The following is a 13,435-nucleotide window of genomic DNA, read 5'->3' on the forward strand; positions in this document are numbered from 1 at the left end:
TTCTGCCAGCGATGACAGCACCATCAAACTGTGGCATTTGCAAACCCAAAAACAGCTCGCAACCTTCACCGGGCATAGCGATTCGGTCTATAGAATTGCCTTTAGTCCCAATGGCAAAACTTTAGCTTCTGCCAGCGATGACAGCACCATCAAACTGTGGCATTTGCAAACCCAAAAACAGCTCGCAACCTTCACCGGGCATAACAGTATGGTCTATGGCGTCGCGTTTAGTCCCGATGGCAAAACATTAGCTTCTGCAAGCAATGATAACACCATCAAACTGTGGCATCTGCAAACCCAAAAAGAGTTGGCGACACTCACCGGGCATAGCAGTACGGTCTATAACGTCGCCTTTAGTCCCGATGGCAAAACTTTGGCTTCTGCAAGCAATGACAGCACCATCAAACTGTGGCATTTGCAAACCCAAAAACAGCTCGCCACCCTCACCGGGCATAGCAGTATAGTCATAAGCGTTGCGTTTAGTCTCGATGGCAAAACATTAGCTTCTGCAAGCAATGATAACACCATCAAACTGTGGCATCTGCAAACCCAAAAAGAGTTGGCGACCCTAACCGGACATAGCAGTACGGTCTATAGCGTTGCGTTTAGTCCCGATGGCAAAACATTAGCTTCGGCTAGCGATGACAACACCATCAAACTGTGGCATCTGCAAACCCAAAAAGAGTTGGCGACCCTAACTGGACATAGCAGCACGGTCTATAGCGTTGCGTTTAGTCCCGATGGCAAAACATTAGCTTCGGCTAGCGATGACAACACCATCAAACTGTGGATTTGGGATTTCGATAAACTAATGGCATTAGGTTGCAACTGGATCGACGATTATCTCAGAACCAATCCGAAAGCAACAGAAGAGGATAAAAAGATGTGTGCTGATTACCTCAACAAACCGTCAATCAAATAGAATTTAGGGAAAAACCGCCAGCCAGCCAGATGTTCGCCCTACATCTTTTTTACCACTACTTCGACTTTTTTCATCGTCCATTTCTCACTCGCATCAGTCACAACCCTAATATTTCGCTGCGGCGAATCTTCATCCGCAACCGCCACGAGCATCGGATTATTAAATCTTGCTATTTAATTTTCACTTTTGTCGTTAGGCGAGGTTTGGGGAGTTCAAAAGGCGGTAGGTGCTAACTCTGAGGGATATTACACTGATGTCCCTTTGAATATAAAGTGTAAAACTCCTGGAGTGCTGACATTTGTTCTCTCAATCTAGATATCTCTACATCCAAGGGAGGGAGTAGTTTCTCAAGGTGGCGAACCTCACTAAACCACAGTCGCAACTCGGGTTTGAGAGTTGCATAGAGCGTTTCGGGACAGGAGAGTAATATTGCTGTTATTATCTCTGCTACGAATGGCTGTTGCTGCCACTTCCCTACAACAGACATTGCATCCCCCTCATCGCTTGACAAGCATTGGTGAACAATATCAAACAGTGAATTTAACTCAATAGCTGTCCGTAATTTCTCAAGTGTCTCTGCTGTCTCTGACGAGGTATTCACCATAGTTGTGAACTCAACAGGCAAATGGTGCAGGATGGTACTGACAAATGAAGCAATTGAATCGGGTTGCTCTTTTCTCACAATGTCGGGGAGTATTTCTGCAAAGTAAGTAGCAACACTACGCCACTGATGTAAATCACAAGCAACATGAAAGAAGGTTTCTGGCAACCTTTCACTCTTTTGCAAGGAAATATAACCTCGACATTGATTAGTGACGGGATCGACAGGTTCAAATGCTTGCCATAACAAAGGCAAAGAAACCCAGTGAGGTGGATATTTGAAACGGGCAACATCCAGCAGAAGAACTCGATCCCGCTGTCGATGATAGCCACCAATTGGTGAAAAGTGACCATCACCCGTTTGTCCCAATACCTTTCGGCTGTAGGAAACAACTAGATGAATATCACCTGACGCCGTAGTCACTTTTTCAACTGCTTGCCGAAAGTTTTCCAAGCTGCTTTGGTGGTAACGATTAGGTTTTACAACAGCACCGTTGCAACGTGCGATACAGACAAACTCATCAAAGGTGATACCGTTTTCTTTAATGACTGAAAGAGGTAAGCAACAGTCTAAAAATTCCTCTCCATACCATCTCCACACCCCTTTCCAAATGCGACCCGGATCGATGGATAAGGCATTAAGAACAACAACTAAACTACCCAATCCACAAAAAGCGGGTTCTGCTTGAGTATGAAACTGTTCCGCTAGAGCAAAATACCCTTCCATACCTCCCAATGCCAACGCTTCTCGAAATATTTGCCTTCCCTCTACGGAGGAAAAGGCAATAGCAGAATCGGGGAGTGAACGACGATAAAACCCTTGAGCAGACATTGAGTGTTTTAACCATTATTGCTTATGGTGCTAATAAATATTATGCAACATCGTCCCATTGATAATGATGAATGCACTTATTTACTATTTTTTTCAATTTTAGCAATAAAACGCTGCGAAGGTTTGACTTTTGGGGTGCAAATTTAAAAAACGTGATTATTTGCGACGGACGGCTAGGCATCAAGGTGAGGAAAGAATTCGGCTATTTGCCACAGAGTGAGCGGTATGCAGCTCGGATAAATCTCACATCTTGCAGCCTTCTCAAGAACAGGCAAGATGCCTGTTCCACAAGAAAATTCACTCTTTGTGGAACAGGCATCTTGCCTGTTCATAAAAAGCTTATTGAGAATGGTGCAAGATTTCAGATAAATCAAACTTTTATGAATAGCCTCAATCACGGGATCGATGTTTTAGAAGAGTCGGATAAAGAGTTGTAAGACTTGCAATCCCTCAAATTTAAGCAGGTGATTGGGATAGGCACTGAGGTGGTCGATGCTCAGGGGATTTATATTGAGGTGGCTGATAAAGATATGGCAATTAGCAAATATGTCACAGCGCCACTTTCGGCTCCCTTGTTGGTGGGCAGAACCAGCTATCTAGTCAAAAAATACTCTCAGGTATCGGATAATTGTAGAGCAGCAAAAAGGAGAGTTAAAGTGTTTTCTTTACCTGGTCAAGTCGGATAAAAATTCCGCTGCGTCACAGTTAATTAATAGTATTTACCGTTGAGTAGGCGCGGGTTTTTGAGATTGTTGGTTTTAGCCTCAGATTGTTGGTGAACCCGCCCCTACAGTGACTGCAAAATATTTAAAAAATGTAAAATTTTGTATATGAATTGACCGAACTTCAGGAAAATAGACGATAGTTGATATGCAAGAGATTTTAAGCGTCCGCGAAAACAAATTTTAATCAGGTAATAAAATGGTAGTAGCAGCACCTGTTCAATCCGGCAGTCAGTCGATTTTTCAAACTCGCTACGACAACTTTATCGGCGGCAAGTGGGTGCCACCGGTGAAAGGGAAATACTCGGAAAACCTGTCTCCAATTACAGGAAAATCAATTTGTCAAATCCCCCGATCGACCGCCGAGGATGTAGAATTGGCACTAGATGCCGCCCACGCCGCGAAAGACAAGTGGGGTAAGACTTCCCCAGCCGATAGGGCGCGGGTTTTGCACAAAATAGCCGATCGCATCGAAGAAAACCTCGATCGCCTCGCCATCGCCGAAACCTGGGACAACGGTAAACCAATTCGCGAAACCCGCCTCGCAGACATACCCCTGGCGATCGACCATTTCCGCTACTTCGCAAGCTGCATCCGAGCTCAAGAAGGATCGATCGGCGAACTCGACGGAACCACCGTCGCCTACCACTTCCACGAACCCCTAGGCGTCATCGGACAAATCATCCCCTGGAACTTCCCGATATTAATGGCAGCCTGGAAACTCGCCCCAGCCCTCGCCGCCGGCAACTGCGTCGTCCTCAAACCAGCAGGCCCCACCCCCGCCTCAATCTTGGTACTGATGGAAATCATCGCCGACTTAGTACCAGACGGCGTAATCAACGTCATTAACGGGCCCGGCGCCGAAATCGGCAAAACCCTCGCCACCAGTCCCCGGATTGCCAAAGTCGCCTTCACCGGCGAAACCACCACCGGCAGGCTAATCATGCAATACGCCTCCCAAAACGTCATCCCCGTCACCCTAGAACTAGGTGGCAAATCCCCCAATATTTTCTTTGAAGATGTCTGCGCCCAAGACGACGAATTCCTCGACAAAGCAGTGGAAGGATTAGTCATGTTTGCGTTTAATCAAGGCGAAGTGTGCACCTGTCCCTCCCGCGCCTTAATTCAGGAGTCAATCTACGATCGATTCATGGAAAGGGCGATCGATCGCATCCGCCAAATCAAACAAGACAACCCCTTAGATCCGACAACCGCCCTCGGCGCGCAAGTCTCCATCAACCAGATGGAAAAAATCGCCGAATACGTCAAAATCGGTCACGCCGAAGGCGCAGAATGTCTCATTGGTGGGGAAAGAAACATCTTATCCGGCGACTTGCAAGACGGCTATTACTTCCAGCCAACAGTCTTCAAAGGAAACAACAAAATGCGAATTTTCCAAGAAGAAATCTTCGGCCCAGTATTAGCAGTCACTACCTTCAAAGACGAAGCCGAAGCATTAGAAATTGCCAACGATACTCTCTACGGTTTAGGTGCCGGAGTTTGGACTCGCGACATCAACACCGCCTACCGCATGGGCCGCGCCGTTCAAGCAGGCCGCGTGTGGACAAACTGCTATCACCTATATCCGGCCCACGCAGCATTCGGCGGCTACAAATCATCTGGTATCGGCCGCGAAAATCACAAAATGATGTTAGATCACTACCAGCAAACTAAGAATTTGTTAATCAGCTACAGCCCCAAAGCATTAGGTTTCTTCTAAGTCACATCAAATCCCGTACAACTGGAATCAATAATCCATCTGCGTTAATCTGTGTTTATCTGCCCTCATCTGCGGTCAAAAAAAGAAAATTTGTTAACCGCAGATGACAATGGATTGACGCTGATTCACGCAGATTTCGAGCTTCCATCTTCCATCTTCCTACTTTCTTATTATCAAATGGAAACGATCGCAAAAGTCACCGCAACAGAAGCCGCTTTAAAATTAATTAACCATCTCAAAACTCAACACGGACAATTGATGTTTCACCAATCCGGCGGCTGCTGCGACGGTAGTTCCCCCATGTGCTTTCCCGATGGCGAATTGATAATCGGTGATGGTGACGTATTGCTGGGCGAAATAGGCGGTTGTCCCTTTTATATTGCAGCGCAGCAATACAAATATTGGCAGCACACGCAGTTAATTATAGACGTGGCATCGGGACCAGGAGGCAGCGATTTTTCCCTGGAAGGGCCGGATGGAGAGCGTTTTATTACTCGTTCTCGCTTGTTTGCTAATATTAATTAACCTGTTTTTTTTTAGTCCGCTCGCTTAGGGAGTAGGATTCAATGAACCGCGAAGGTGCTAAAAACGGGAAGGAAGAGAAAGAAAAAGATGCAGTTGTTGCTTCGACTACAAACGCATTTCCTCAATAAAGGAAATCCCATCGAAAATCCCATTGTTAAAGACTTGAGTGCTACGAACTCGCTGATTTTCGCTTAGTAATGTCATTGTTTCTACAAAAGTAATCAGTGCGTTATCTTGAGTTTTATTTGCCCGAAAGCAAATAACTTCCTGTCCTGCATCCCACACGAGAGCCGAAAAATCGGAGTAACTGGTAGAATACAATTTCAGTATCCGATTTTCAAATTCACCTTCAAAATTTAACTGGAGGCTAGAACCATCTGAGTATTCATAATTATTGACTTGTCGGTAGTGACTTCCCTCAATCCAGATGGTAAAACTACCCAAAAAGCTGCGAGAAAAATGTCCGCGAGTATCAGTCTTAATGAATTCGCCTTTCCAAGTGCCAAGATGACGGGTGAAAATTTCAGGAACTTTCTCTAAATCCGGAGGGGGGAGAGGGCTGAGGGTATCTTGATCAATCACAAAATCGTTACTCATTGATTGGCCTCCAGTTTGTTTACAAAACGCGATCGAGTAAAATGCTTTTTTCGGAAATACGCGATTTATCCCATAAGTCGCGTATCTCGGTATATTGATGATTTTGCATTGGGCTAGCGACGACCTATTTTCAAACTCATTTCGCGGCTAGTGCGCTGATATTCGTGGACAATCGGCAATCTTTCAGTTTGAAAATTTTCTAATGCTTCTGCAATGCTAGCACTGGATACGAGATGTTGCGCTAAAGACAGGCCGTCTTCCCAGCCGGAAGTCATACCTCTAGCGCGTGTGGAGCTTTTGGCGTGGGCAGCATCTCCAATTAAGATAACACTACCATCATAGATTTTTGGTAGGGGGTCAATGTCATAGGAAAAACGACAGACAATATTTTCCACAGGGGTTGACTCAATCACTTTTCGCGCATCCTCTGGGAGTTTTGCTAGTTCTTGGGGAGGAATGGTAATATTATTAGGTTGTAGTTTCCCTATTTCGGATTCTGTGCGCTCTTTTTCAATAAAGAAACCCCAATGAGTGCGACCTCCACCAATGTGAAAGAAGTTGGCATAAATTCCCCTACCGCGTACATAAACAAAAAAGTTTCCTTCTGGACAGAAGCTGTGATCTTCGACAATTCCTCGCCAGACGATATCGCCTAAATAAAACAGTTCAACGCCTGGAACTATAAATTGACGAACTTTTGAGACGATTCCATCGGCACCAATTAAAAGATCGCCTTCCCATTTTGTGCCATCTTTAAAGTGGGCGATCGCACTGTGCTCGGTTTGAGCGATCGATGCTAATTCTGCGTTAAAATGAATACACTCAGGGGGTAACTCGCCGAGGAGTGCTTCTAAAATAGCTTTGCGGTGTACCAGCATTCCTGGGAGTTCATTTTCTTCATAGGTGACGGGTTCGGAATTGATGACACCGCCGCGGAGGTTGCGAAACTCGAATAATTTAACCGCATCGCCTGAGTTAATAATTTTTTGGCTAATTTGAGGGTTTCCTTGATGCAGCGCTTTCATACCTGCTTGTACGATCAGAATTCCACATCCATCGGTGCGCGGTTGGGGTGATTTTTCAAACAATGTAACTTGAAACCCTTTCTCTATAAGCAAAATTGCCAGATAAGCTCCTGATGTTCCTGCGCCGATAATACCTATCCTGCTTTGGGACGAAACCATTTGTGCTTCTCCTGATTTAAGATTGCCGATCGGTCCTCAACTATTATTGTAATTAAGGAAAATCTAATTTGCGCGATCGTCCAATTGCGGATTGAGCTTTTGTTGATAGCGACAGGTTTCAAGCTGCCGCTAAAATCAGTATCTAAGCTGATGCAGGATTAATGTTTAATTGATGACTTCAAAATTCACGCACTCAAAACTTAAGACTACTTTAAGCTTGAGTATTTTTAATGAGAGCCACTTCAATTTTGTCACTAGCCTTTTGACTCACTTGGGCGCGCAAACCTGGTCCAAAAAAAGTAGCTATTTTATCTTGCTTTTCTTCCCAGACTTCGATCGGCATTAGCGGCGAATAAAACTCTAGAATTAACCCATAAGCACCATCAACATTAACTTCCCGCAACCCTTGCAGGATGGGCCGTTCCTCGTCTGTCGGGGCCAGGCCCAGGCGCTCCAAAGCATCATCTAAGTGCGCTGGTTGGCCGTAGCGAAATCGAGTGACATCTTTGCGGACTTGGTTTTGAGTATCTGTGGCCTGACTTTCTCGCAGGAGGAGAACTTCAGCAGAGGTAGGTTCGGTGAAATCCACTGGTTCGAGTTCGGCCGCTTTCAGGGCCAAACCTCCCAGCAACAGCGGAATTCCATAAAAAAAACCGGCTAGGTTCAGGGTAGGTCTGTCTGTGAAGTAGGCTCCAAACCCGACTGCTGCTATAATACCGCCCACAACTAAGGCTAGGTTTGCTAAAGAAATTTTGCGTAACATATTAGTGAGGTAAGTAGTCGGACAGAAATAATATACTTTAATTATTATCTGTCAAAAAGTCTTGAATAAATTTAGTTTTTTTGCCAAAATACCTGCAAAAACTGCTAGCATCTATGAGCGCGGGAGCGGTGTGCATCCACAGTCTTGTCTCTAGGTTCAGAAGCTTATCCTGCCGGACTCGCCCGGGCACGCCATCGGTAAATATCCGTGTTAATTACGCGGCGTTGGTTCCAGAAGGCAATCGAGATCGGCAGTATCATCAAAGTATACAGAGTGGCGATCGCGATCAACACTCTTGCCCTTTCAACCATTTTTCGGACATGATTAAAGACGAAGACAAACAAACTGCTGGAGCAAACAAGGCCGTTCTGGAGCAGATTAACTCGCTCAAACGTGAAGATGAAAGGCTTTATAATATCTTAGCGATCGATGTCTGGGCCCTAGCCAAGACGATGGATGAATATCAACCGGGATTTTGGGCTGCTTTTATGAAAAACCGGGAGAAGGCTCTGAAGCGATTTTTAGCTGGAATGATGAAAAATAAACCCGCAGATACCAAACGTCCGCCTTTTTTGCGCTAAAATGTGGCTGGAGTTTGGCTGAAGTTTTGATGTACAATCAAACTATAACACAGACCAAAAAAACCTGAGCAGGTTCATCACTTCCCTTATAAAAACAGTGAAGAATTTGCCCAAAAAGGTATGTCGGTGAATTAAGAATCTCCGTCTGTTCGCAGGGGGGAATGTCAAATATTTTTGTTAATAGTAGCAAAGGCAAAAAACCATGGATGCACAAACAATCAAAGAGCGCGTAGCAGAGATCGAGAGCAAGCGGGAATCCCTCGTGCGGCTGTTAGATCGATCGGACTTGGGGGCCCTGAGAATAGATGTGAGTCAGGCGATCGAAGAAATTGACGATCTCTTAGAAGAATTCAAGCGTACTTTTAACAGCTAAGTAGTCATTAGTCAGTAGTCATTAGTCATTAGTTGTCAGGGGGTCGGCTAAGCTGTCGCGCATTTAATTTGCACATAGCAATCCTTTCGTCAGTTATAAATGTGGTTTGGGTTTCTAGTCGGGATGGGCTTCTAGCCCATCCCAGATATGGGAAGGACGAGCTAGAAGCCCATCCCACAAATCCTGCAACGATTGCTATAGTTATGCTAGTAAAAATCTTGTGGGGTGGGCATCTTGCCCGCCCAAAAAGTCAAAATTAAATGCAGTACAGCTTAATAACTAACAAGAACGCACCACTGCTAACTGCAAATTTGACAACTGACAACTGACAACTGACAACTGACTAATTCATCACCATATCCATCAAAATTTGCTGAGAGCTCACTTCCGGGCAATTAGCAGGTGGCCGCCGCTGAGAGTAGTGTCCCCCAGACTGCAAATCCCAAGCTTGGCGGTTGTCAGCCAGCATTACTCCCAAAATTTCTTGTAATTCCTTGGCAATTGTTGGATCTTCCACCTGAACTATGGCCTCAACCCGTCTTGTGAGATTGCGCTGCATCCAGTCAGCAGAACCAATATACACCTCTTCGTCGCCACCGTTGAAAAAATAAAACATCCGAGAATGCTCTAAAAAGCGGCCGATAATACTGATAACTCTGATATTTTCGCTAACACCCTCAACGCCGGGACGCAAACAGCAAATCCCCCGAATAATCAAATCAATTTTAACTCCCGCTTGCGAAGCTTCGTACAAAGCAACAATGATTTGAGGGTCAACTAAAGCATTCATTTTAGCGACAATGCGGCCACAGCTACCGATGCCGCCTTCGGCCTGCAAGCGGCAGAATTCTGCCTCGCGGCGGATTAAAGCTAAAAATTGATCGCGCATATTGACCGGTGCCACCAATAATTTGCGATAAGATACCTGCCGCGAATAACCAGTCAAATAGTTAAACAAATCCGTCAAATCCGATCCCAAATCCTCGCGACAACTCAACAAACCCACATCGGTATAGAGTCCGGCTGTTTTGGGATTGTAATTGCCGGTGCCGATGTGGACGTAGCGACGGATGAATTCCTCCTCGCGACGCACTACCATCACAATTTTGGTGTGGGTTTTGAGTCCCACCAAACCGTAAACTACGTGGACTCCCGCTTGTTCTAACTTGCGAGCCCAATTAATATTATTTTCTTCGTCAAACCTAGCTTTAAGCTCTACTAAAACGGCTACCTGCTTGCCGTTTTCCGCTGCTTGAATTAAGGCGCTGACGATCGGCGAATCTCCAGAAGTGCGGTATAAAGTCATCTTAATCGCTAACACGGAGCGATCGTGCGCCGCCTCAGTAATAAACCGCTGCACCGTCGCCGCAAACGAGTGATAGGGATGGTGTAGCATCAAATCCCCCTGCCGGATGACGGTGAAAATATCCTCGCCCTCGTCAGCATCCAACATCAATTTGCCTAAAATCATTGGCGATTCCGAGTTCCGCAAACGGGGCGGCACAACCGGAGTCCAAGGTGGGTCTTTCAGTTCCGGCACGGGCAGCCCCACAAAAGACATCAAATCCTTGAGGCCTAGCAGCCCCTCTACGACGTAAACATCTTGCTCACCGAGATCCAGCTCCTCCATCAGCATATCTCGCAGCGCAGGCGGCATAATCGCTTGAATTTCCATCCGCACCGCAGAACCTCCAAACCGACGCTTGCGGAGTTCCTGTTCTATTGCCAGCAGCAAATCCTCCGCCTCATCTTCCTCCACCGTCAAATCGGAATTGCGAGTAATGCGGAACGGGTGATATTCCTGAATGTCCATCCCCGGAAACAAAGCTTCTAAATTGTGGGCAATCACCTGTTCTAGGGGCACGCCAGTCCAAACCGGAGATTTGCCCCTCTGCTGCCACTGTAAATCCCCCGGTAGTGGCAAAAACCTCGGCAAAACCTGCGGTACTTTGACGCGGGCAAATAATTCTTCCCGCGTGTCGGGATCCCTAACTACTACTGCTAAATTGAGACTGAGATTGGAAAGGTAGGGGAATGGGTGGCTGGGGTCAACTGCTAGGGGAGTGAGTACGGGAAATACTTGTTCTTTGAAGTAGCGGTGCAAGTAATTCCGCTGTTCTTGATTGAGGTCAATGTAGTCGAGAATGTAGATGCCGCTTGCTGCTAGTTTCGGCCGCAGGGTTTGCTCAAAATAGGCGTGTTGCTGAGAAACCATCGGCAAAAGCCGCTGGTTAAGGGCATCTAGCTGTTCTTGAGGCGTGCTGCCGTCGGAGGTCAATTTGCTGACTTTTGCTTGTACTTGCTGTTTGAGGGCGGCCACCCGCACCATAAAATATTCGTCTAGGTTGGAGCTAAAAATAGCTAGAAATTTGAGCCTTTCGAGGAGGGGCGTGCGGGGGTCGAGGGCTTCGTGGAGCACGCGGTTGTTGAATTCTAGCCAGCTTTGTTCTCGGTTGAAGTAATATTGAGGATCGCTGAGGTTGATTTCAGTGTAGGTTTTGGCGGGCGTCTTTTTTGGCTTGGGCATGGTTTGAGGGAGTCTATGGGAGGCTCGGTGATGGCATCTCTAGAAATAGTATTGTAGGTTAAAGGATTTGTTCCCATCTGCTTTTGGTCGATCGCACGTTTTTGTCGGTCATCCGCGAGGGTCTGGTATGCAATATGTGTAGGGACAGGGCAGTAGGGACACGGCACTACCGTGTCCCTTGTATGTTAAGAGTAGTCTGCTGGAAGACGATGAAAAAGTCTATCTGCTTCGGTCAGGTGAAGCTGGCGTGTCCCTGAGACCTTAATGAGTCTGTTGCGTAGATTAGCTCCCTAGATCCGAACGGTGACTGGTTTGATCCTGACACTGGACAGTATCTTAGGCCACTTTTTAAGTTGAGCCTGCATTAACAAGGTTACTTTCTGTGACCAGTCCTGATTCTGCACTTGTGCAGTTGAGAGCCAATGGAGGTAAGCGTACTATGACACAAACAGTTCTCGGCATCGACATCAGCAAGAAAACCTTTAATGTAGCCTTGATGCTGGAGAACGGCAAAACTAAACCCAAAGTCTTCTCCAATGACCCAGAGGGCTTCCAACAACTACTCACTTGGCTGAATCGACATCATTTGATACTCCCCATGCCTAAAGGCGAGGGGATTCTTGAAGAGTCCAAATACGAACTTTCAAGGGCAAAATCAAAGCGCCCCTACCGACTCCTTTTAGGCACAGCCCTAGAGTTGCCACTACTTTTCGCAAAATCATTAAAGTCAGTGAAGGAGTCGCCTCCTCCACTGCTCTCCAAAACGGAACGTGATAGTTTCCCATCATTCCGCTCCTCAATAAAACGGCTGTTGTCATCAGTACGTCATTCCCAACATATCGTTTTCCCAAACCCAGAGGCTTGGTTCCACTGGTGGCTTAGGTTTAGCACTTTTACAGCTAGATTTGTTACCGAGACTGCCATCATTGGCGGTCTTTGTGTCGTGGCAATGTCGATGAAGTAGCTGCCAATTATCATAAGATTCCTTTCCACCTTTCGATTTAGGGATGATGTGGTCAACTTCTATCGAATCTCCATCTTTGAAGTAGTTATCGCAGTGAGCGCATTTCCCTTTTTGTCGCTTGAGTAGTTTGGCTACTCTTGCGGGTATTTCGGGGTGTTCTCCCATTCTTGAACTCCAGTATATCCAGTCCCCCTCATAGGGTGATGCCATCCCTTTTACTTTTACATAGCGTTTTATTTCAGTGGAGCTATGTTGTATTAGCTTTAAAGGATTATTACCCTCTCCGGTTGCGAACACCCAGTTATTGCCTTCTACAGTTTTGAAGTATTTGCGGCGTATCCACTTTTTGCTTTTGTTCCTAGGACGATGATGACCCCATTTTAGAAGCTTCCAAACCACTAAGTGCCACAGCCTTGAAAATATTTTTTGACTGATGACTGTTGAGAAGTAGTTACACCAACCCCTAATGATGGGATTGAGATTTTTTATTAAAGTCGCTTGGTTTATCCCACGCGACTTATTTATTACTTCAGCAACTTTTTTTTCTGTAGTGCCTTTCCTGACTTTCCTTGCTGGGGGTGATAATAGTCTTAAAACCTAATAATCCGCCCCTGGTTCTTTCTCCGGAATTGTATTTCCCAACGGGGAATTGCCTGAGGTTTAATCCTAGGAAGTTGAATCGGGGTTGTTCATCATCTAACTTGTTCAGGGTGTGGGCTAACCTTGTCTTACTCGGTTTTAATTCTAACCCAATGCCACTTAACCACTTCTCTATTTCTACCTGGCATAGCTTTACAACTTCTACATCCTCATGGAGGAGTCGGGTAAAGGGATTACATCGCTGTAACCCCCTCCCCTCAAAACCGGACTTGTACCTTTCAGCACATCCGGCTTAAGCAAATTACTAGCTTCCACATGCTTCAGTCATTTTGCAGCATGAATCTGTTGATGACAGTAGAAGTGTAAGAATCGGAGATTTTTGTAGCTATTACTCCCACCCTGTTGTTTTGGTTCAATGTGATGAACATGCAGTTCTTCCCTCCATCTCGTTCTTCCCCGTTGAATAGAGATTCTCCGCATTTAGGACAAATGCATCCTTGGTTCTGAGCAATCTTTTGTTTACTG

Annotated in this window: 11 protein-coding genes and 2 pseudogenes; 6 read left to right on the forward strand and 7 right to left on the reverse strand. The window is 45.9% G+C overall.

The annotated features are described in order from the left end of the window. Positions 1–922 (forward strand): annotated as a pseudogene (locus QUA34_RS06380) (WD40 repeat domain-containing protein); the annotation flags it as partial. A 229-nt stretch (positions 923–1,151) separates the two neighbouring features. Here the strand turns inward: QUA34_RS06380 and QUA34_RS06385 are convergent. After that, positions 1,152–2,354 (reverse strand): phytochelatin synthase family protein, encoded by a 1,203-nt coding sequence (locus QUA34_RS06385; protein WP_333384973.1) that lies wholly within the window; start codon positions 2,352–2,354, stop codon positions 1,152–1,154. Between the two features lie 921 nt (positions 2,355–3,275). Here QUA34_RS06385 and exaC point away from each other — a divergent pair. Together exaC and QUA34_RS06395 are read left to right on the forward strand one after the other, a co-directional pair. Continuing rightward, positions 3,276–4,796, forward strand: a complete 1,521-nt coding sequence (exaC, locus tag QUA34_RS06390; RefSeq protein ID WP_333384976.1) for an acetaldehyde dehydrogenase ExaC — start codon at positions 3,276–3,278, stop codon at positions 4,794–4,796. A 90-nt stretch (positions 4,797–4,886) separates the two neighbouring features. Further along, positions 4,887–5,321, forward strand: a complete 435-nt coding sequence (locus QUA34_RS06395) for a DUF779 domain-containing protein (protein WP_333384979.1) — start codon at positions 4,887–4,889, stop codon at positions 5,319–5,321. Positions 5,322–5,426: 105 nt separating this feature from the next. Here the strand turns inward: QUA34_RS06395 and QUA34_RS06400 are convergent, their stop codons facing one another. The 3 genes from QUA34_RS06400 to QUA34_RS06410 form a co-directional block, all read right to left on the reverse strand. Further along, the gene (locus tag QUA34_RS06400) at positions 5,427–5,918 is read right to left on the reverse strand and encodes a hypothetical protein (RefSeq protein ID WP_333384981.1); all 492 of its coding nucleotides are present in this window, start codon (positions 5,916–5,918) and stop codon (positions 5,427–5,429) included. A gap of 113 nt (positions 5,919–6,031) precedes the next feature. Next, positions 6,032–7,102 (reverse strand): FAD-dependent monooxygenase, encoded by a 1,071-nt coding sequence (locus QUA34_RS06405; RefSeq protein ID WP_333384984.1) that lies wholly within the window; start codon positions 7,100–7,102, stop codon positions 6,032–6,034. A gap of 211 nt (positions 7,103–7,313) precedes the next feature. After that, entirely contained in the window at positions 7,314–7,865 is a 552-nt protein-coding gene (locus tag QUA34_RS06410; protein WP_333332385.1) for a DUF2854 domain-containing protein, read from the reverse strand. Positions 7,866–8,185: 320 nt separating this feature from the next. Here QUA34_RS06410 and QUA34_RS06415 point away from each other — a divergent pair, with 320 nt between their 5' ends. Together QUA34_RS06415 and QUA34_RS06420 are read left to right on the forward strand one after the other, a co-directional pair. After that, the gene (locus tag QUA34_RS06415; RefSeq protein WP_006632500.1) at positions 8,186–8,446 is read left to right on the forward strand and encodes a hypothetical protein; all 261 of its coding nucleotides are present in this window, start codon (positions 8,186–8,188) and stop codon (positions 8,444–8,446) included. A gap of 202 nt (positions 8,447–8,648) precedes the next feature. After that, positions 8,649–8,819, forward strand: a complete 171-nt coding sequence (locus QUA34_RS06420; protein ID WP_015176488.1) for a hypothetical protein — start codon at positions 8,649–8,651, stop codon at positions 8,817–8,819. 343 nt (positions 8,820–9,162) lie between these two features. On the opposite strand, the gene ppk1 is transcribed toward QUA34_RS06420, so the two are convergent. After that, positions 9,163–11,346, reverse strand: coding sequence for a polyphosphate kinase 1 (ppk1, locus tag QUA34_RS06425; protein WP_333085610.1), 2,184 nt, complete (start codon positions 11,344–11,346; stop codon positions 9,163–9,165). Positions 11,347–11,785: 439 nt separating this feature from the next. Here ppk1 and QUA34_RS06430 point away from each other — a divergent pair, with 439 nt between their 5' ends. Continuing rightward, positions 11,786–12,310 (forward strand): hypothetical protein, encoded by a 525-nt coding sequence (locus QUA34_RS06430; protein WP_333332389.1) that lies wholly within the window; start codon positions 11,786–11,788, stop codon positions 12,308–12,310. Positions 12,311–12,334: 24 nt separating this feature from the next. Here the strand turns inward: QUA34_RS06430 and QUA34_RS06435 are convergent. Both QUA34_RS06435 and QUA34_RS06440 read right to left on the reverse strand, forming a co-directional pair. Continuing rightward, positions 12,335–12,835 (reverse strand): annotated as a pseudogene (locus tag QUA34_RS06435) (group II intron maturase-specific domain-containing protein); the annotation flags it as partial. Positions 12,836–13,230: 395 nt separating this feature from the next. After that, positions 13,231–13,435, reverse strand: a 205-nt coding sequence (locus QUA34_RS06440) for a hypothetical protein (RefSeq protein WP_333332392.1), incomplete at its 5' end; no start/stop codon positions are given.

The sequence above is a fragment of the Microcoleus sp. POL10_C6 genome (genome assembly GCF_036701585.1).
GTDB lineage: Bacteria > Cyanobacteriota > Cyanobacteriia > Cyanobacteriales > Microcoleaceae > Microcoleus.